This window comes from Microbacterium trichothecenolyticum (assembly GCF_000956465.1).
Lineage (GTDB): Bacteria > Actinomycetota > Actinomycetes > Actinomycetales > Microbacteriaceae > Microbacterium > Microbacterium trichothecenolyticum.
This window is the reverse complement of sequence record NZ_JYJA01000038.1, coordinates 83,338-103,691: the sequence shown is the minus strand read 5'-3', so window position 1 is coordinate 103,691 and position 20,354 is coordinate 83,338. Positions and strand designations below refer to the sequence as shown.

The following is a 20,354-nucleotide window of genomic DNA, read 5'->3' as shown; positions in this document are numbered from 1 at the left end:
AGTAGACGCTTCGCCCGGGCGGCGGCTCGCGGCATCCGTTCGCCCTCGGTCACACGCGCAGGTCCGGCACCTGCACCGCGCGGTACTCGCCGCCGAGGAACAGCACGCCGCTGCCGGGGCCGCCCCGGCCGACGAGGTGGCGGGGCAGCTGCGCGCCGAACACCTGGGTGCCGATGATCGACGTCGGCGGCGACAGCACGATCCCCGCCCGGCCGCGCTTGGCGTCCGAGACCGGACCGGACACGGCGGTTCCGGCGGCATCCGCGGCGATCGAGACCACGAATCGAAGCCGAGACCGTGCCGCGACGAACGCGCGCTCCAGCGCCGAGTCGCGGATGGACTCCGCGTCGTCGATGACCGCCGTGAGCACCTCGGCGCCCGTCAGCACGGCCTCGATCTCCGTCGCGTCCGAGGCGGTCGTGAGCACGGGCGTGCCGTGGGATGCCGCCACCTCGGCCAGCACGGAGCCTGCCGCGGCGACCACTGTCATGCGCTGACCCGCCCAGGCGAGCTGGTGCGCGATGAGAGCCAGGGCGTCGGTCTTGCCGCTGCGGCGATCGCCGACCACGACGAAGCCGCCGGTGCCGGGCCAATCGACCGTGAAGCGCGACAGCGTGTCCCCTCCGACGCCGACGATGGGCGCCTCGGGCATGTCGGGTGCCGCGACCGGCAGGGCATAGGCGCGCGACAGCCCGATGTGGGTGGGAAGCGGGTCGACGCGCAGCGGCGCGGGAAGCTCGGCGAGCTGCGGGAACCGCGCGAAGTGCGCCGCGACGTGCTCGACCGTGCCCCGCAGTGCGCCGGTCTGCGCCTCGCCGCTCGTGTCGGCCGACAGCACCGCGATCTGGCCCTCGGCCCCGGTCGGCCCGAACAGCACGCGGCCCGGCGGCATCTCGGGGGCGATGTCGCGGACCATGATGCCGGCGGCACGGTAGTCGTTGACGTCCCGCATCGGCAGCGCGTACTGCGTGTCCATGAAGCCCGCGATCTTGTCCGACGGCACGGCGCGATCGGCGGTGATCACGACGCGGATGCCGACGGCGGGGCCCTCGCGCAGAAGGCGCATGACCTGGTCGCGGACGGCGAGCATCTCGTCGGGCGTCATCGATGCCGCCAGGCGCTCCCAGCCGTCGATCACGACCACCGCGTACGCGAGGGCGTCGCGCGACGACGCCTGCCGGCGCTGCTCGGCGATGCTGCCGACGGCCGCCTGGGCGAGGACGCTCTGGCGGCGCGACAGCTCCGTCCCGAGACGCCCGAGCAGGCGCGGCAGGCGTTCGGCGTCCTGGGGAGTGACCACCGCGCCGGTGTGCGGGTCGGCCGCCAGCGGCAGGAGCGCGCCGTTGCCGTAGTCCACGACGTACAGGTGGAGGTCGGCCGGGGTGAAGCGGAGGATCGCCTGCGACACGACGGTCCGCAGCGCCGTGGTGCGGCCGGACCGGCTGCCGCCGAAGAGGAGCAGGTGCGAACCGTCGTGGATGCTCCACAGCAGCGGCTCCTGGCGCTGCTGCGCCGGGACGTCGGCGAGGCCGAGCACGACGGCGCCCTCGGGCGCGGCGTTCTCGTCGAAGCGATCGAGCGGCAGCACCTCGGGAAGGGGCATGAGCCAGGGCGACGGGCTCTTCGCGATCCCGAGGATCGCGGCCGCCTGCGTCGCCAGCTGCACGAGCGCGCGCAGGTCGGTGTCGTCCTGGTCGGGGCGGTGCACGCCGGCCTCGGCCGCAGCCGGGAACCGCGGCGGGAGGCCGAGCGTCTGCCACCCCACCTTGGCGACGGGCGGCAGCACGCGCGCCGACCGCTGATGGCCGACGCGGAGGGCGGCCACGCGCGCGGTCTGGAACGCGACAGGCGACGCGTCCAGCCCGGCCCGGACGTACCCGCGGCCGGGCGATCCGGCGGGGATGAGCGCGGCGTCGGGTGTGCCGATGACGTCGGCCGAGTCTCCCCGGTCCGTCACCCGCAGGGCTACACGGAGGTTGATGTTGGACTGCATCTCGGGCGTGATGACGCCCGACGGCCGCTGGGTCGCCAGCACGAGGTTGACGCCGAGCGAGCGGCCGACACGGGCGATGCGGACGAGACCGGTGATGAAGTCGGGGAGCTCCGTCTTCAGCTCCGCGAACTCGTCCACGACGATCATGAGACGCGCGAGGCCGAGCCGGGCCGCGGCATCCGGATCCTTCTCCCACGCGGCGTCGACATCCTTCGCGCCGATGTCGTCGCGGAGCACGCGCTCGCGCCGCTTGAGCTCCGCGTCGAGCGACGCGAGGGCGCGCTCGGTCTCGCGGGCGTCGAGGTTCGTCACCATGCCGACGGTGTGTGGGAGCCGCGCGCAGTCGGCGAACGCCGACCCGCCCTTGTAGTCGATGAGGACGAAGTTGAGCGCGTCCGGGCGGTTGGCGAGCGCGAGCGAGACCACGAGGGTCTGCAGGAACTCGGACTTGCCGGAGCCGGTCGTTCCGGCGACCAGGGCGTGGGGTCCGTCGGCGGCGATGTCGATCGCGAACTCGCCCTCGGTCCCGGCGCCGATGACCACGTAGGACTGCCGCGGCACCAGCTGCCACTGCTCGGCGATGGGGCGCGCGTCGTCGAGGTCGACGCCCATGAGCTCGGTGTATCGCACGCTCGACGGCAGGGTCGCGTCGTCGCCCACGCCGCGGACGTGCTCGATGGGACACAGCGCCCGGGCGACGTCCTCGGCGTAGGCGGTGGTGACCTGGTCGACCAGCACCGGCGCGAAGTACTCCTCGGCCGTCTCGACGCGACCGAGCAGGGGGTCGGCACCGTCGACGGTGATGACGGATGCCGCCTCCTCGGGCAGCCTCGTGCGGTCGGAGTCGATCGCGATGACGTGGATGCCGAACTGGGCGCCCTTCTCGAGGATCGTCACCATGCCCGGGAGCATGCGGTAGCGGCGTGCTCCGTCGACGACGACGATCAGCTGTGCGTCGGACCGGCGGTCGCCGCCCGAGCGCATGCGAGCCTCGAGGAGCGCCCCCGCCTCGCGCAGCCGCTCGCGGCGGGTGAGGTCGGTGTTGCCGATGAGGGCCACAGGACCGGCGCCGGGCTGCACGTGCGGCAGCCACTGCACCCATGACCACTCCGCATCCTGCTCGTGGTCGCACAGCACCATGAGGTGCAGGTCTCGCGGCGAGCGCAGCGTGGCGAGTCCCGTCACGATGGACCGGGTGATCCCGCCTGCGACGTCCGCCGGGCCGGAGATCGCGAGCGGGCCGGCGGAGAGGTCGACCGACACCGGCGAGGGCGACGTGCCGACGCGCCGCTCGGAGGTGCGCTCCTTCTGCGGACCGCCTTCGAAACGGACGTCGAGGGGCACGTCGGCGACACCGACGCGCACCCTGAGTGAGTCCTCGTCGCTGCGGCGGCGCTCCCACAGCCGGGCGAGCGGCCGTGTGGCGATGTCGCGGATGAGCACCGGATCCAGCGCCCGGTACCAGGCGTCGAGTCGCTGCGATCGCACGAGGTCGGCGATGCGCGTGCGCGCGGTCGCGATCTCAGCCGCCCATTCCGCCTCGGTGCGCTCCCCCTTGCGCCGGGCGAGGCGCTTGTTCGCCATGAACGAGCCCACGACCATCACCGGCGACGCCGCCGCCATGATGAGCATGATCGGCCGCTGGAAGACGATCGCGAGCGTCACGCCCAGCACGATCGGCACAATGGCCGACAGCCACGGCAGAGGCGAGGCGTCGGTCTCGGCGGGCTTGTCGCCCGGGAGCTGGACGACGGGCGTCGACGACGGGGTGCGGATGCGCGAAGGCCGATTGAACGCGCGGGCGCCGAGCTCGTCCACGGTGATGTCGGCGTCGGATGCCGGCGCCATGCCGATGCGCACCACGCTGCTGCCGAGCTGCACGAGGTCGGCCGGAACGATGCGCACCGGGCCCTCGGCCGGCTGACCGTTGACCAGCACCTGCGCGGACGGATCGCTCGGTTCGACGATCGCCGACAGCGGCTGGAAGGTCCCGTCGGCGGTGTACCCGCCGGTCGCCGTGATGGTGACCTGGCGGGGAGCCAGATGCGGGTCGGCGACCACGACGTCGCCGCCGGTCTCGCGCCCCACCGACACCGGCCGGTCGGGCTGCAGCGGCACCGCCTCGCCGGCGAAGGCGCCGGCGACGAACTCCAGCCGGAGGCGACCAGGCGAGATCACCTGCGGCGAGGCATCCGGCACCACCTGGCCGCTGCGCAGCCCTGATCCGGCGAGCGTCTCGACGGCATCGGCCGAGGGGGCGAGGATGGCCGGATCGACCTGCAGCGATTCGGCCAGCTCCGAGACCGTCGTGGCCTCGTCGACCTTCACCACCCACGAGTCGGTGGTCGCGGATGAGTGCCGATCGGCGATCGTCAGGCGCAAAGTCATGGCGTAGGCACTTCCTGGAGGATGCGGGACAGTCGGGACAGCACAGTCGCGCCGTCGTCCTGATCGGAGGCCGGCGCAGGAACGCTGATTCCGAGCGGACTCGTCTGCGACCAGTCGAGCGGTATGGGAGAGACCGGTAGTACTGCGTCCGCGGCGTCGCCTGTGAACGTGACGCTCCCGACGGCCTGGTGACCGCGGCCGTCGACGACGCGGAAGGAGAGCTGGTCTCCGGGTAGCGGGTCCGCGGGTAACGAGACGACGCCGTCCGCCCCGCACGTCCCGCCGACGACCGTCGCGGAGCAGGAGAAGGAGAGGTCCTCGCCCCACGCGAGGTCCGTGAGGTCGACCGAGCGGGTGGGTGCCGAGCCCACGTGCAGGGCCCGGGGCGCAGCACCCGGAGCCGTCGCGACCATGCTCACGGTCACCTCGGCCGTCGCGATCTGGCCGGCGTCGTCCTCGACGGAGAGCTCGACCGTCACGTCGCCCGGCGCGCCCGAGCGCACAGCGAGATGCGTCGGCCCGACACCCGCGTGCGCCGTGTCGGGCGACACCGCCTCCACGCGCACGGAGGAGGTCCCGGGGCTGCAGAGCGTGCACGTGATGCCCAGGAGCGAGAGCGGGATCAGCACCTGGCTGCCCGCCGCGAACGGGGCGTCCACCCGGGGTGTCGTGATCTCGGGCGCCGGCGGCGGGGCGAGGGCGACCCGATAATTCACAACGGTGCGCGTGGCCCCGGAGACCAGTGTGACCGGCAGGACGCGCTCACCCCACGCGGGGTCGTACGCCGCCACCGTCAGTGTGATCCCCGCCGGCTCGCACGTGATCTCGAAACCGTCGCCGGCCGGCAGCGCGCCGCAGTCGACCGTGACACCCTCCGCGACGGGCAGTTCACCCGGCTCGCCGTACGGGATCTCGATGAGCGCGGAGTTCGCCGCCTGCGCTTCGTCGGTCTCCTCGGCGGACGGTGCGGCGGATGCCGCAACCGGCACGAGCGCGGTCGCCACTGCCAGGGTCACCGCACCGAGCACCGCCGTCGGTCTGCGGAACATGGGACTCCAGGGGCCGGGGGCGGCGGACGACACTATAGTAATCGGGTGCCCGCACCGGACCCGGGCACCCGACGACGCCGGAAGCACATGACCGACAACCCCTCGATGCGCCGCCTCCACCGCCAGTCGGCGACGCCGGAGCCGGCCCAGGTGCTCACTGTCGACGCGGACCGGCCGGCCACCGATGCGATCCCGCTCGCCACGATGTCGCGCCCGCCGCGTCGCCCCACCGCGATCGTGACCGCCGCGCCCGTGTTCGCACCGGCACCCGTCGAGGTGCCCCCCGCCGGCCACGGCCCGGTGCGCGTGGGCTGGGAGGCCGGGCGTGCGAGCCTGGCCACCACTCCCGGCCCGATGCGGCCGCTCGAGACCAGCGCCGACATCCTTCCCGAGCTCAACGAGGCCGTCGAGAAGCCGCGGCCGCTGTGGCGGCACCCGGCCTCGCTCGTCTCGATCGGCACGACATTGGTGGCGCTGACCGCCCTCGGCGCGTTCCTCGTGATCGGCATGCTCAATCCCGCAGCCGCGGCGTCCGGCCTCACCCTCACGGTGGGCTCCGACAACGTGCGCGCCACCTGGGCGGGCCCGGATGTGCCCTACCAGCTCCTCGTGGTGGGCGGCCCGGGCGGTGAAGTCGTCGACGTCTCGCAGCTCATCACCGGCGAAGAGGCATGGATCCCCGTCTCGGCAGGCCTGATCGACGACCGGTCCTGCGTGGTCGTCCGCCCCGCCTCGGCGACGGAGGAGCCCGTCACGCTCGACGCCGACGCGGTCGCGGCGCAGGGTGCCTCCTCCGCGTGCGTCGCGGATGCCGCCGCGGCCGGCGCCCCGGCCGATGACTGAGCGCCGCCTCGGCGCGGCGGTGACGGTGGTCGCCTCGCTCCTGCTCGTGACCGGCTGCGCGAGCGCCCCTGCAGAGCCCGTGCCGACGCCGACGTGGGTCGATCTCACCGGCTACGATCCCGAACGCGACGCCAACGGCCTGTCGCTCCTGGCGCCGGCCGACGCGCGCACGCAGATCCTGGCGGATGCCGCCACCGCCGACACCTCGATGACCGCGACGTTCCGCGATGCGTCGGGTCGAGTGCTCGACGTCGCCTTCACGGGCAGCGCGCAGCGCTTCAGCGCCGAGGTGGCGGTGGACGGCGGGACGACGTCGATCGTCGTCGACGGTGCGCGGGCGGCGGTGATTCCCTCGGACGCGATCGCCGCGGACGCGGGCCTCGAGGCGGGCGCCGTCGCGTGCGTCGCCGCGACGGACGCGCTCATCACGCGCTGGTATCCGCTGCTGGACCCGGCCGCGTTCATCGCCGACGCGACGGCGGACGCCTCAGGGCTGGGAGCGCCTGCGGATGACGCGATCGAACTGCTGCTGGGCGAAGACGGCACCGCCGGCGTGCTCCGGGCGAGCACGACGGGGCCCGCCCTGCCCTTCGAGCTGATCCGCGCGGACGAAGCGGGGTCGGTGCACGCCCTGTTCAGCGGCTGGGGAGACGCCGAGCCGGTCGCGCTGCCCGCCGCCTGCTGATCACCAGCGGGGCTGACCGGCGCACGCGGTGCCGAGCCGGTGCAGGCCGGCCTGCGGGTCTGCGAACGCCGCCCAGACCCCGCGGGCGTCGCCGCGCTCGGCCGCCTCCGCCATCTCGGTGAGCAGGCGCGGCGCCGCCGCGGTCCACGCCACGTAGTCGGCCTGGTCGATCCCCGTGCTGCCGCGCTCCGCGACCCGCCGCACCTCGGCGGCGAGATCCGCCACGCGGGCGAAGGCATCCGCCCCGCCCGCCTGGCACTCGATCGCGGCCGCCATCAGGTCGACCACGGGCTGCGCGAGGGTCGCGCAGCGATCGGCCAGTGCGTCCGTCATCCGTCGGCGTCCTCTCTCGGATCAGTGGAAGAAGTGACGTTCGTTCGTGAAGAACATCGTCACGTTCGCGGCCTTCGCGGCGGCGATGACCTCGTCGTCGCGAACCGAGCCGCCCGGCTGGACGATGGCCGCGATGCCCGCGTCGAGCAGGATCTGCGGGCCGTCCGCGAACGGGAAGAACGCGTCGGATGCAGCGACCGACCCGGCGGCGCGGTCACCGGCGCGCTCGACCGCGAGGCGGCACGAATCGACCCGGTTGACCTGCCCCATGCCGATGCCGACCGTCGCCGAGTTCTTGGCGAGGACGATCGCGTTCGACTTGACCGCGCGGCAGGCCTTCCAGGCGAAGATGAGGTTGGTCATCTCCTCGTCGGCCGGACGCTCGCCCGACACCAGCTGCCAGTCCTTCGCGACGGACTCGATGTCGTCCGGGAAGCGGTCGGCGTCCTGCAGCAGCAGACCGCCCGAGACCAGGCGCACGTCCATGCGCTCCTGCTGCCAGTCGGCGGGCAGCTGCAGCAGGCGCAGGTTCTTCTTCGCCTTGAAGACCTCCAGCGCCGCAGGCTCGAACGAGGGCGCGACGATCACCTCGGTGAAGATGTCCTTGAGGTTCTCGGCCATCTTGAGGGTCACCGTGCCGTTGGCGGCGATCACGCCGCCGTACGCCGACACCGGGTCGCACTCGTGCGCGCGCAGGTGCGCGCTGGCGATGGGGTCGAGGGCGTTGGGCGCCGTCACCGCGATGCCGCAGGGGTTCGCGTGCTTGATGATGGCGACCGCGGGCTTGACCATGTCGAACGCGGCACGCAGGGCGGCGTCGGCGTCGACGTAGTTGTTGTACGACATCTCCTTGCCCTGGAGCTGGATCGCCTGGGCGATGCCGTGACCGCCGTTGCGGGTGTAGATCGCCGCGCGCTGGTGCGAATTCTCGCCGTAGCGGAGGGTCGCGAGGCGCTCGGCCTTGATCGTGAGGTGTGCCGGCAGGGCCTCTTCGAGGAGCGTGCCCTCGGTGAACCAGGTCGCGACCGCGCGGTCGTACTCGGCCGTGTGCGCGAAGGCACGGGCCGCGAGCTCGCGACGCTGCAGCAGCGTCGTGCCGCCGGCGCGGACCGCGTCGATGACTGCCGGGTACGACGACGGCGAGACGACGATCGCGACGTTGGCGTAGTTCTTCGCCGACGCGCGCACCATGGCGGGTCCGCCGATGTCGATCTGCTCGACGACGTCGTCGCCCTGCGCGCCCGAGCGCACGGTCTCGACGAACGGGTACAGGTTCACCACGACGAGCTCGAACGGGGCGATGTCGAGCTCGGCGAGCTGACGCTCGTGGTCCTCGAGGCGGAGGTCGGCGAGGAGGCCGGCGTGCACGCCAGGATGCAGCGTCTTGACGCGGCCGTCGAGCGACTCGGGGAAGCCCGTCACGCTCGCGACGTCGGTCACGGTGTAGCCGGCCTCGCGCAGCAGGGTCGCGGAACCACCCGTCGACACGATCTCGACGCCGGCGGCGGCCAGCGCCTCGCCGAGCGCCAGCAGGTCGGTCTTGTCGCTCACCGACACGAGTGCGCGGCGCACCGGGACGACATCGCGGGGGCGGTACAGGGCGGGGTCGTGGCTCGGTCCGGCCATGCGGGTCTCCTCGGTGGGGGTGGGGGTCAGAGCTGGGCGCTCGCGGACACCGCCGCGAGGTCGAGGTCGCCGGTCGCGACGCGGCGCACCACGTCGATCAGGAGGCGCCGCTCGACGGGCTTGATGCGCTCGTGCAGGGCGTGCTCGTCGTCACCGGGGAGCACCGGCACGCGCTCCTGGGCGAGGATCGGCCCCGAGTCGACCCCGTTGTCGACGATGATGACGCTGGCCCCGGTCTGCGCGACGTCGGCGGCGAGCGCATCGCGCACGCCGTGCGCACCGGGGAACTCCGGCAGGTACGCCGGGTGGGTGTTGATGATGCGAGGCGACCACGCGTCCACGAGGTCCGCCGGCAGCAGGCGCATGAGACCGCTCAGCACGACGAGGTCGGGCCGCCAGACGTCGAGCTGGGCGCCGAGCTCGGTGCCCCACTCCTCGCGGCTCGCGAACTGCGCGAACGGCACCATGAACGTGGGGATTCCGTACTCCTCGGCGTGCGCGAACCCGTCGGCCTCGCGATCGGCGCCGACGACGACGACGCGGGCGGGGAACTCGGGATCGGCCGCCGCGTCGAGCAGAGCGCGCAGGTTCGAGCCTGTGCCCGAGATGAGAACGGCGACCGTGAGCACCAGGTCAGTCTACTGGGAACCGTTCCCCTCCCCCGGCGGCGCCGACCGGGGCAGCTCGATGGGTTCCGTCGTGGCTTCCGGTGCGACGCCACCATCGGTGCCGGGCAGCGGCGCCGGCCGCGATCCGCGCGCGGGAGGGGACGGATGCGGCTGCTCGGCGTCCTCCGTGGGCGCCGCGCCCGATCGCCGGGCCGTGAACGCCGCGACCGCGGCGAACGCCGCCGCCTCCGGCGGCTCCGCGTGCGGGTCGTCGTCCGCCGTCGCCGGCTCGACCGCGGCCGCGCCGAGCGCGGGGTTCTGCGCGGCCGAGTGGCGGCCGTCCGCCGCACGCGGCGACAGCAGCAGGATGGCCGCACCGAGCAGCACCTCGAGGCCGACCGCCAGCCCGACGGGACCGGCATCAGGCCCGAACTCGGCCAGCCGCCCGGGTCCGAGCGATCCCGACGCCGCCCAGGCGAGCAGCGCCGCGGCGCCGCCGGAGAGCAGCGCGATGCCCGCGGTCACGACGAGACGGGCCGCGATCGGATCCTCCGCCGCCTCCAGGTGGTCATCGAGATGCCCCTCGGCGCCGGGCTCCTGCGTGGCCGACCCCGACAGCAGCCCGCTGAGTGCCGCCGTCTTCCCGGCATCGAACCGCGACGACGCCGGCCCGGCCGACGGCGCAGGCTGCAGCATCCGTGTGCGGGAAGGTCCCCCGGCGTGCAGGAGCCGCGATCGCGCGATCCACCCGGCGAGCGCGCCGAGCGCGATCGGCAGCAGGGCGAGCAGCAGCAGCCACGATGTCGTCGACTCGGGCACAGCGCCGAGCGCCGGCAGACCCGGGATGACGCCGACCTGGGTTCCGGCGGGCGAGACCGCCGTGCCCGTGCCGACGGCGAAGCCGGGTCCGGCGACGAAGCTCATCCCCCACACCGCGAGCGTCGGCACGTAGGCGAGCTGGACGAGCGTGATGACGGTGGCGCCGATGGGGTCGACATCGCCCGCCTGGAACAGGGCGACGATCTGCCCCGCCCGGGCGAACAGGGCGACGGCAGCGACCGCGGCGCCGACGCCGACGAGTCCGAGCACGACGACGGCGGTCCCGCGCGCGATGAGCGCGGGCACCTCGCCCCAGTCGTGCGGCGCCGACTCGATGCGGTCGCGCAGGCGCGCGATCGCCCCGGACCCCGCCTCCGACCACTCGGTCACGATCGCCGCGACGAGGGCGGGCAGGACGAACAGGAGCGTCGGCACGAGGATCGCCTGCCACGTCTCGGCGCTCGCGACGCCGTTGGCGCCGCTCAACGCGGCGCCGGTGCTCACCAGCGCGAACACGGCGCTCGAGGTGAGCACCCCGGTGAGCCACGCGTCGGCGTGCGAGGCGCGGGCACCGGAGCGGGCGGCGAAGATCGCCGTGAACCCGGCGAAGGCCAGCGGGGCGAGGGAGAGGACGAAGGATGCCGCGCCCGCATCGATCCCGGTCGCAGCGAGGTAGTCGGGCGGCAGCGCGATGCTGAGCGGCACGAGGTTGCCGAGCTGCCATACCGACACCGCCGACGGCCACAGCACGCCCCAGTCCGCGCCGCCGCCGAATCCGAACACCCACAGCAGGGTGAGCGGAGCGAGGGTCACGGCAAGGCCGACGGCCGCCGCGATGACGGCGTCGACGGAGGCGAGGAGGGCGACGATGAGGCGATGCATGCGCCATCGACCCTACTTCGGCGCACCGCCCGGGCCAGGGTGCCCGCGCGCGGGGTCGAGGCATCCGTCCAGCGAATCCTCAGGTTGGGGCGGGAGCGACTAACGTTTCACATCGGAGGTCCCCCCACATGAGCACAGCCGAGTCCACGGCATCCAACGCCCCCGACGAGACCGAGAACACCGAGACCCCGGAGCCGAAGAACGGCTTCGACAGGTTCTTCGAGATCACCAAGCGCGGATCGACGATCCCTGCCGAGATCCGCGGCGGTGTCGTCACGTTCGTGACGATGGCGTACATCGTCATCCTGAACCCGATCATCCTGTCCAGCGGCACGGATGTCGCCGGTGACACCCTCGGGTTCACACAGGTCGCCGCGACCACCGCGCTCACCGCCGGTGTGATGACGGTGCTGTTCGGACTGGTGACCCGCCTGCCGTTCGCGTTCGCGGCGGGCCTGGGCATCAACTCGTTCCTCGCCGTCTCGGTCGTCGGGCAGGTGACGTGGCCCGAGGCGATGGGTCTCGTCGTCATCAACGGTCTGATCATCGTGCTCCTCGCGGCGACGGGCCTCAGGCGAATGATCTTCGATGCCGTGCCGATCCAGCTGAAGCTCGCCATCACGGTGGGTATCGGGCTCTTCATCGCGTTCATCGGCTTCGTCGACGCCGGCTTCGTCACCGCGACCGGCGCGTCCTCTCCCCCCGTGGGTCTGGGCGTCAACGGCTCGGTTGCGACGGTGCCGACGCTGATCTTCGTGTTCACCCTGCTGCTGACCGGCATCCTGGTGGCCCGCAAGGTCAAGGGCGGCATCCTGATCGGCCTCGTCACCGGCACGGTCGTCGCGGTGATCGTCGAGGCGATCTGGAACATCGGCCCGAAGTTCTCCGGCGACGACCTCAACCCCGGCGGGTGGGGCCTGTCGGTCCCCGAGCTGCCGTCGTCGCTCGTGAGCGTGCCCGATCTGTCGCTCGTCGGCCAGGTGTCCTTCGGCTCGTTCGAGCGCATCGGCGTGCTCGCCGCGCTGATGCTCGTCTTCACGCTCGTCTTCACGAACTTCTTCGACGCCATGGGCACCATGACCGGTCTGTCGAAGGAGGCCGGTCTCGCGAACGAGAAGGGCGACTTCCCGCGCATCAAGTCGGCGCTCATCGTCGAGGGCGTCGGCGCGGTCGCCGGTGGTTTCACGTCCAGCTCGTCGAACACGGTGTTCATCGAGTCGGGTGCGGGCATCGGCGAGGGCGCCCGCACGGGCTTGGCGAACGTCGTGACCGGTGGCCTCTTTCTCGTCGCCATGTTCTTCACGCCGCTCGTGTCGATCGTGCCGACCGAGGTCGCGGCATCCGCTCTGGTCATCGTCGGTGCGCTGATGATGTCGCAGATCCGCTTCATCGACTTCTCGGACTTCTCGATCCTGCTTCCGGTGTTCCTCGCCGTCACGGTCATGCCGCTCACGTACTCGATCGCGAACGGCATCGGCGCGGGGTTCATCTCCTGGGTCGTCGTGCGCTCGCTGTCGGGCAAGGCTCGCGAGATCAGCCCGCTGCTGTGGATCGTGGCGGCCGGCTTCGTGCTCTACTTCGCGCGCGGACCGCTCGAGACCCTGCTCGGCTGAGCACTCGATTCACGGACGGAAGCGGATGCCTCGGCTCGAGGCATCCGCTTCCGTCTTTCAGCGCAGCGGAGTCCAGCCGGGCGGAAGGGGTCCGTCGATGTCGGCCCGGTCGCGGTCGACCGCGGCGGACCAGCCCTGCGCAGCATCGACGGCGTCGAAGCCGCCGCGTGCCACGCGGAAGCCGACGTCGTCGTGGTGCATGCGCGGGGCGCCGCCGCGGCGTGTCGACGCGCGCACGCTCCACGCGTCGTCGGCGAAGCCGCCGCCTCGGAAGACGCGGTAGTCGGCGTAGCGGGCGGGGTCGAGCAGGTCCCAGGTCCACTCCCAGACGTTGCCGAGGGTGTCGAAGAGGCCGTTGAGGTTGGGCAGCTTGCCGCCGACGTTCTGCGGGGCGCCGACGCCGTCGGCACCCGTCCACGCGACCTCGGCGAGGAGGCCGTAGTGCGGGCCCGTGGAGCCGGCGCGACAGGCGTGCTCCCACTCGGCCTCGGTGGGAAGACGGAAGCCTTCGGCGTCGACGTGCCACGTGACATCCTCGCCGTCGAACGAGTACGCGGGGTCGAGCCCCTCCCACTCCGACGCCGCGTTGCAGAATCGGATCGCGCGCAACCAGCTGACGTCGGTCGCGGGGCGGCGCGGGTGCGACGCAGGCTCGCCCAGCAGCTCCGCGAGCTGCTCCTGCGTGACCGCGTACACGCCGATCTCGTAGGGCTCGAGCTCGACGCTCCAGCGCGCCTTGCGGCGGGCGTCGTGCAGGGTGACCGTTCCGCCGGCGATGCGGGCGAGTTCGATGTCGGTCACCGCGGAAGTATCCCACGCGGCGGGAGCGTGACGATCGCTTCACGGTACGCGCCGCCGCGCACCCGGCTCGGGAAGCCCTCCGCGGAAGGGCCGCTGCAGCGTTTCGCCGAATCAGGCCTCGCGGGGCTCGAGGACGAAGATCGCGATCTGCCGGTCCGTCTTCGACTGATAGCTGTCGTAATCGGGCCACACGGCCGACGCCCGCGCCCACCACTCGGAGCGCTCATCGCCGGTGAGCTCACGCGCGGTGTAGTCGCGCTTGACGTCGCCGTCCTGCAGCTCGACATGGGATTCACGGCGCATGTTCGCGGCCCACTTGGGTTCGTCGGGCGCACCGCCTTTGGAGGCCACGACGGCGTACCGGCCGTCGTGCTCGACGCGCATGAGCGCGGTCTTGCGCAGCGCCCCGGTCTTGGCCCCGACCGTGGTCAGGACGATGATGGGCACCCCGCGCAGCGTGTTCGCCTTGTCGCCGTTCGACGCCTCGAACGCCTCCGCCTGCTTGCGGGCCCAGTCGGACGTGGACGGCTTGTACTCTCCGGTCAGCGGCATGCCACCAGCGTAAGCCGCCGTCGCCGGGCCGAGGGCGACGCCCCTTATCGTCGAGGTATGCCCAACATCAGAGTCGAACTCCTCCCCGGTCGCACCGTCGATCAGCGCCGTCGCTTCGCCGAGGAGGTCACGCGGGCCGCCGTCGAGGCGCTGGGCGCCCGGCAGCAGGACGTGCGCATCATGTTCGAGGAGGTCGCCGCAGACTTCGTCGCGAACGGCGGCGTGCTCGCGAGCGAGGACGCCGACCGGGCCGGACAGGTGTCGCGGTTCGGCGGCACCGCCCTCTGACGCCCCGGCATCCCGCCGGAGGAGGCTGCGCCCCCAGCTCGAAACCCGGAGAAGGCGCACCTCAGGCCGCAGGGAGCTGGGCCGCCAGCCGGAACCCGAGAAGCCGGTGTTCGCCTCAGGCCATGCGACGGCGGCGCAGGGCCAGGAGCAGCAGGCCGGCGAGCAGGAGCCCGAGGCCGGTCAGCAGCACCGCCGGAATCCCCTCGGAGCCCGTCGCCGCGAGGCCGCCGTCGCCTGCCGTCGCGCCGCCCTGACCGGTGGCGCCGCCCGCGGGCTGTCCCGGCTGCTCCGGCTCCTCCGGCTGCCCGGGCTCTTCCGGGGTGTCGACGGGTGCGTTGATGTAGACGTTGCGCGCGACCGCCCCGTCGAACAGCACATCATCGCTGACCACCGTGTGGCTCACCGTCTCGACGACCATGCCCGGGCCCGGCTCGTTGCTCGGCGCCGCGGTCAGCAGCGACGGGAACGGGTGCGGGGCTGCCGTGGGCAGCAGGCGGACGATCACCGTCCTCGGTCCGGTCTCGCCGATCTCGAAGATCAGCACGACCTGGTCGTGGAAGGTCAGGCCGCCGTCGATCGAGACCTGCGCATACGGGATGCCGCCGCCGTAGGCCGCCGAGATCGTGATGTACACGCGTGCCGTCGCCGGCGCGGAGAGCGCGATCGTGTAGCTGTCGGTCTCTTTCACGCCGCTGTGCAGCGTCGTGGTGCCGTCCGACTCGACGATGATGACTTCGCCGGCGCCAGGCACGACCGGCGGCACGGGGATGACGAGCGGCACGGGCGGCACGGCATCCTCCGCGATCAGCACGACCGGGGCGGGCAGGACGACCGGCGCGGCCACGAGCGTCGGCAGCGACACGTGGTACAGCTTCACGAGCAGCCCCGCCCCGACGAGCGACGTCAGCGCGAGCGCGAGCCCGGGCGGGGCGCTCGACGCCAGCACCTGAACGGTCGAGGCGCCCGCCCCGCCGTCCAGCGACAGGAAGCCGTTCTGGCGGTAGCCTCCGGCGAGGAGCCGAACGGCCAGCAGGCGGAACACGTCGGCACCCGTCGTCGCCTCGATGCGCAGCTCGGCCGCGTGGCCGTTGATGACGAACCGGTCCGCTCCCTCTCCGCCGTAGAGGACGGCCGGGAAGCTGATGCCGGCGCTCGCGTTGCCGAACTCGGTCTCGACGGTGCCGAATGCGCTGCCCGGCTGCACGTTCGGCTCGATCCGCGGCGTCGCGAAGAACTGGCCGACGACGAACGTGTCGTCGCCGTCGCCGCCGTGCACCGAGGTGATGGTGCTGTTGTCGTCGAACACGAAGACGTCATCGCCGTCGTATCCGTTCACGGTGAGGCGCGCGTTCACGCCCTCGTCGTACGCGATGCTCTCGACGGTGCCGGTCGCGAGGTTCAGCTGGGCGACGAACGCGGCACGGCGCGCATCGGGGTGCTCGGCGATCGCCGCCAGAGCACGGAAGAGGAAGAGGTCCGCGGCATCCGTCCCGTCGATCGTGAGTGTGTCGAGGCCGGTGCGCGCCCCGCCGCCCCGCACCACGATGCGATAGTCGTGACCGACCGCGTCCTCGCCGCCCCACGTCTGGATGCGGAAGTCGTTGTCGCCGCCGTTGCCCCACAGCACGAGCGCGTCGCGCACCTCGGTGCCGGCGAAGTCGTCGCCGGGCGCCGCGATGTGCGTGCCCGTCATGGTCTGCAGCCGCCAGACCTCGAACGTGTCGTCGCCGTCGACGATGAGCGGGTCGGCCGGGTCGTCGCCGAACGCGACGGTGTGACCGCCGAGGAACGCCTCGAAGAAGAGGAAGTAGTCGTCGCCCGCCGCGCCGACGACCTCCAGGGGCCCGTGGACCTCGGTGCGGTCGAACAGGAGCATGTCGTCGCCGCCGTCGCCGAAGACGAACAGGCGTCCGTTCACGACTGTCGCGTCGAAGAGGAAGACGTCGTCGCCGAGGCCGCCGGACATGCGCGTCGGTCCGCCGGTGACCGTGCCGCCGAAGTACAGGAAGGATCCGCCGTCGAGCGCGGACGACTTGCCGAACGAGGCGCGGATCGTCACGGTCGAGCCCTCGATGAGGGTGAGCAGCGGCGCGACGACGTCCTGGCCCACGAGCAGCGTGACGTCGTCGCCGGCGACGATCCGCCCCTCCGTCATCGTGACGAGCTCGTCGATCGTGCGGCCCTCGGTGAGGACGAACACGCTCTCGTCGTCACCGCCCGCGACGAACGGCACCGTGAGCCGCACGTCCCCGGTGGACGCCTCGGCACGCAGCACCAGCAGCGATCCCGACGCCTCGGTGAGGTAGATCCCCGTCGGCGGGACGAGGATCACCGCGTCGCCCGGGAGCGACAGCGCGTACAGGCGCGAGCCGGTTCCGGTGTCGACGACGAGGTCTGCGGACCGGTCGAGGCTGTCGGCGCCGATCGTGCCGCCCACGGCGATGAGGTCGATGTCGCGTCCGGCGACGCGTACGACGCCGGTCGGGGCGTCCGCGTGGATCCCGCCCGCTCGGGTGCGCAGCGCGACGTCGGCGGTGAGCGACTGAACGAGGGCGGCGTAGAGGGTGCCGGCCACCTGGTCGAGGAGGACATCGCCCGCGGCGAGCGCGATCACCGAGCCGCGTGCCGACAGCGACGAGCGGATCTCGAGGAGGTCGGGAGCGGTGTCGGTGGGGTCGGTTCCGGTCGGATCGACGTCCGCTCCGCCGATCCGGCCCGACACGAGGCCCGCGATCAGGACGAGGTTGCGCCCGGCGACGCGCGGCGTGCCGTCGTCGATCGTGCCCTCGTCGAGGATGGACGCGGTGTTCTGCAGGGTCTGCAGGTACACATCGTCCGCCGTCGAGGTGATGGTGCCGACGCGCAGATCGGCGATCGTCTCGTAGTCCTCGATGAAGCCGTTCGTGTAGAGCGTGATCTCTCCGTCGCCGTTCTGCGCCGAGTACTGCTGCGCCGGGAACCGCATGCTGAGCAGCGTCGCGTCGACGTTCGAGAAGGCCACGAACGAGATGTCGGTGGCGGTGGACAGATGCCGCACCACGATGTCGTCGCCGGCGCTCAGGTCGCTGAACGTGTACGCGCTGTCGGCGAGCTGGTTCACCGTGCCCCAGGCGACGAGGACGGGGTCGTCGAAGCCGCCCCACGGGCCCGGGTCGGGGTGGAAGTAGGTGTGGTACTGGCCGGTCGGCGGAACCGTCGTGTTCGACGGCGGGTGCGTGACGTTCACCTGCACCCAGTACGACGACATCACCGGGACGTCGGAGCCGTAGAGCGAGTCGTGGACGAGGAGATCGATGTCGTCGCCGGCGTGGATCGGTCCGAGCACCGGCGTGAAGGCGGTGCCGGCGTACGGCGAGCCGATGGGCATCCGCGCGACATAGGTGAGGTCGAGGACGACGTCGTCGCGGGCGTCGGCCAGCAGTTCCACGAGGCGCGTGGGGTCGACGTCGTCGACGAGGTAGTCGCTCTGGACGAGGACGACCGGGATCGGGAGGCGCACGGGGATGCCGAACAGCGTGAAGCTCGCGCCGATCGTGCCCTGGTTCGCCTGCAGCTGGGCGATGTTCGTGCGGATGCTGCCCGTGCCCTGCGCCCAGATGTCGCCGTGCTCGTTGATCACGCGCGTGGTGCCGATCGGGTTGTCGATGGAGCCGGCCAGGATGATGTCGGGAGTGCCTGGGCCGTCCCAGTTGGCGATGTCGACGAACGTCGGGATGAAGATGGGCCGGCCGATGTGGAAACGGAAGGCCGACGAGTCCTCAGCCTGCACGTTCACCGTCGCCCCGACGTCGTCGAGGTTCGCCACGCTGATCCCGTTCACCCGCAGCAGACGGCCGGAGTAGTTGTGCAGGCGGACGAAGTCGAAGGTGTTCTGCACCTGCAGCGTTCCCTGGTCGCCCGTGAGGGTGCCGACCTGCGATCCGGCCGGGTTGTTGATGAAGTACGTCGCAGAGCCGCCGCCGTTGTTCTCGATCGGGTCGACGACGATCTCCCGACCCTCGGGGATGGTCTGGCCCAGGATGTAGACGGTCCCGAGGTCGTCGCGCACGGTGACCGCGTACTTCTTGATGATCTTCCCGGAGCCGTCGACCACGAGCGTCGGGTTCGGCGCGTGCAGCACCACGTCCGCGTTCCACTCGATCCAGCGGTGGCGGTTGTCGTCGGCGCTGTTGTCGTCGCCGCCGAAGTCGATGAAGCCGCCGCCCGTCGAGGCGCGCGGGTCGACGACCACCAGCAGGTGCAGGGCCTCGACGCGGAGTGTCGCGGTTCGGATCCGCACCCCCGCCTCGCCCGTCACCGACGACGTCGCGTTGTAGCGCACGATCGCGTCGGCGTCGCTGTCGCCGCCGAAGCATCCGCACGTCGCCCGGGCGTCGGCGACGAGCCGCACGTCGAGGTGCTGCGCCCGCACGGTGACCGTCTGGTAGCCGATGATCTTCGCACCGCTGACGAGGTGCACGTGCGCGTTCGAGTTCAGCGTCACCTCGGAGCGGGCGTCCGAGTCCTCGAACGCGCCGTCACCGTTGGAGCGGTTGTGGTCGAGCAGACTGGTCGACACCATCTGCGCCTCGAGGGCGACGTTGTCGGCCTCGAGGTGCGCGGCCCCGCCCACCGTCAGCGTCGTTTCGTTGTTCGCGACGATGTGGCACGGGTCGCCGCCGCAGTCGCCCGACGTGGAGCTGCCGGCGAACGATCCGCCTGACGCGCCGGCGCGGAGCTCGGACTGCATCGCGGTGGACGACGACGCCGTGATGTCGTTCCACGCGGTGATGCGGCCGTCGAGCGTCACGTGCGACGTGGTTCCGAGGTCGGCGCGCGTCTGGGCCTCGGTCCCGTGGCCGAAGCCGCCGGCATCCGAGTATGCGTAGGCGTTGCCGCTCGCGAGCGTCAGCGGATCGATCGTGACGCTGCCGCCCGTGCTCGCCAAGTCGCTTCCTGGCCGCACCGAGACGTTGGTCGTCGCCTGGGCGCTCACCACGGCCCGCGCGTGGGTGATCGAGATGAACCCGAGTCCGCCCGAGGTGCCGTCCGCCACCGCCGCGGCGGTGTTGAGCGCGTGCACGCCGATCTCTCCACCGGCGACGATCTGCACGCCGTCGCCGATCGTGAGATCGAGGTGGGCATCGACGTCGACACGGGGACGGGTCGAGCCGACCTGGATGAAGCCGCCGCCGTCGCCTGCGACCTTCGCCTCCGAGTAGGTCCCCGAGGGAAGCGACGGCGCCATCGTGGCGACCTGCAGGTGCTGAGTGCCGCTGCCCGCCGCGGTCAGGTCGACGACGAGCTCTCCGCCGCCGAGGGCCGGCCCGAGGTCGACGACGGCCGGGACGAAGCGGCTCGTGCCCACACTGCCGTTCGCCGCGAGCGGCCGGTTGATGCAGACGCCCAGCACCTGGATGAGCTTCAGGCCGAACGAGGTCGCGGACGAGTTGCACACCTCGTACACTCCCCCGTTCTGCAGGCCCGCGATGGGCTGCTGACCGGGTGCGAAGAGCTGGTGGATGACTGCGCGGCCGCTCTCGGAGATGTCGGGAGCGAGGCCGAGCGCGGTGACGGGGATGAGGCCACCGCCGCCGTCGTCGCAGGTGCCGAGCGCGTGGCACTGGCTGTCGGCGAGCTGGATGCGGTTGCCGTCGACGCGGATGACCCAGTAGGTGGTGTCCTGCGCGATCCCGCCGAGGGCCCCGCCCGTCGAGCGGTACACGACGGCGTCGCCCGTCTGCAGACCGTGCTCGCGCACCGCGATGACGTTGTTGTCCTCGACCTGGAACGTCGGCGGGCTGCCCACCTGCACCGGGCTGCCCTGGGCGTCCACGACGATGTCGACGCGGGTGCTGTAGAAGGACGCCCGCGCCGCCGGCGCGATGTACTGGA

General features: G+C 72.1%; 13 protein-coding genes (1 of these 13 running past the window's edge). 4 read left to right on the top strand and 9 right to left on the bottom strand.

Going from position 1 to position 20,354, the window contains the following annotated elements; all coding sequences use genetic code 11:
* Window positions 1–49: 49 nt before the first annotated feature.
* Both RS82_RS14725 and RS82_RS14720 read right to left on the bottom strand, forming a co-directional pair.
* Window positions 50–4,381, bottom strand: a complete 4,332-nt coding sequence (locus RS82_RS14725) for a type VII secretion EssC family protein (RefSeq protein ID WP_084695676.1) — start codon at window positions 4,379–4,381, stop codon at window positions 50–52.
* On the bottom strand, window positions 4,378–5,430 hold the full coding sequence (locus tag RS82_RS14720) for a hypothetical protein (protein ID WP_045300767.1): 1,053 nt from the start codon (window positions 5,428–5,430) through the stop codon (window positions 4,378–4,380). Before RS82_RS14720 ends, RS82_RS14725 begins: the two co-directional genes overlap by 4 nt.
* A 45-nt stretch (window positions 5,431–5,475) precedes the next feature.
* Between RS82_RS14720 and RS82_RS14715 the strand changes: the two genes are divergently transcribed.
* A complete protein-coding gene (locus RS82_RS14715) occupies window positions 5,476–6,273 on the top strand; it encodes a hypothetical protein (protein ID WP_157005615.1) in 798 nt (265 codons plus the stop codon).
* Window positions 6,266–6,958, top strand: coding sequence for a hypothetical protein (locus tag RS82_RS14710; protein WP_045300764.1), 693 nt, complete (start codon window positions 6,266–6,268; stop codon window positions 6,956–6,958). Before RS82_RS14715 ends, RS82_RS14710 begins: the two co-directional genes overlap by 8 nt.
* On the opposite strand, the gene RS82_RS14705 is transcribed toward RS82_RS14710, so the two are convergent.
* Genes RS82_RS14705 through RS82_RS14690 form a run of 4 tightly spaced genes read right to left on the bottom strand, consistent with a single transcriptional unit; the run spans window position 6,959 to window position 11,226 of the window.
* Complete coding sequence (locus tag RS82_RS14705; protein WP_045300762.1) at window positions 6,959–7,291, bottom strand: hypothetical protein; 333 nt, start codon at window positions 7,289–7,291, stop codon at window positions 6,959–6,961.
* Between the two features lie 21 nt (window positions 7,292–7,312).
* Window positions 7,313–8,917 carry a bifunctional phosphoribosylaminoimidazolecarboxamide formyltransferase/IMP cyclohydrolase gene (gene purH / locus RS82_RS14700; RefSeq protein WP_045300760.1) on the bottom strand — a complete coding sequence of 535 codons (1,605 nt, stop codon included), beginning with the start codon at window positions 8,915–8,917 and terminating at the stop codon, window positions 7,313–7,315.
* Window positions 8,918–8,943: 26 nt separating this feature from the next.
* On the bottom strand, window positions 8,944–9,546 hold the full coding sequence (gene purN / locus RS82_RS14695; RefSeq protein ID WP_045300758.1) for a phosphoribosylglycinamide formyltransferase: 603 nt from the start codon (window positions 9,544–9,546) through the stop codon (window positions 8,944–8,946).
* Between the two features lie 9 nt (window positions 9,547–9,555).
* Window positions 9,556–11,226, bottom strand: a complete 1,671-nt coding sequence (locus RS82_RS14690; protein ID WP_211255944.1) for a cell division protein PerM — start codon at window positions 11,224–11,226, stop codon at window positions 9,556–9,558.
* A gap of 128 nt (window positions 11,227–11,354) precedes the next feature.
* On the opposite strand from RS82_RS14690, the gene RS82_RS14685 reads away from it, so the two are divergent.
* On the top strand, window positions 11,355–12,839 hold the full coding sequence (locus RS82_RS14685) for an NCS2 family permease (protein ID WP_045300756.1): 1,485 nt from the start codon (window positions 11,355–11,357) through the stop codon (window positions 12,837–12,839).
* 57 nt (window positions 12,840–12,896) lie between these two features.
* On the opposite strand, the gene RS82_RS14680 is transcribed toward RS82_RS14685, so the two are convergent.
* Together RS82_RS14680 and RS82_RS14675 are read right to left on the bottom strand one after the other, a co-directional pair.
* Entirely contained in the window at window positions 12,897–13,640 is a 744-nt protein-coding gene (locus tag RS82_RS14680) for a formylglycine-generating enzyme family protein (protein ID WP_045300754.1), read from the bottom strand.
* A gap of 111 nt (window positions 13,641–13,751) precedes the next feature.
* Window positions 13,752–14,192 carry a nitroreductase family deazaflavin-dependent oxidoreductase gene (locus RS82_RS14675; RefSeq protein WP_045300752.1) on the bottom strand — a complete coding sequence of 147 codons (441 nt, stop codon included), beginning with the start codon at window positions 14,190–14,192 and terminating at the stop codon, window positions 13,752–13,754.
* A gap of 57 nt (window positions 14,193–14,249) precedes the next feature.
* On the opposite strand from RS82_RS14675, the gene RS82_RS14670 reads away from it, so the two are divergent.
* Window positions 14,250–14,480, top strand: coding sequence for a tautomerase family protein (locus tag RS82_RS14670; protein WP_045300750.1), 231 nt, complete (start codon window positions 14,250–14,252; stop codon window positions 14,478–14,480).
* Window positions 14,481–14,595: 115 nt separating this feature from the next.
* On the opposite strand, the gene RS82_RS14665 is transcribed toward RS82_RS14670, so the two are convergent.
* A protein-coding gene (locus tag RS82_RS14665) for a hypothetical protein (protein ID WP_157005613.1) crosses the window boundary here: on the bottom strand, window positions 14,596–20,354 show its final stretch. Its footprint extends 26,986 nt past the window's final position; 5,759 of the gene's 32,745 nt are visible here — the last part of the coding sequence; its start codon lies beyond the right edge, outside the window; it ends in the stop codon at window positions 14,596–14,598.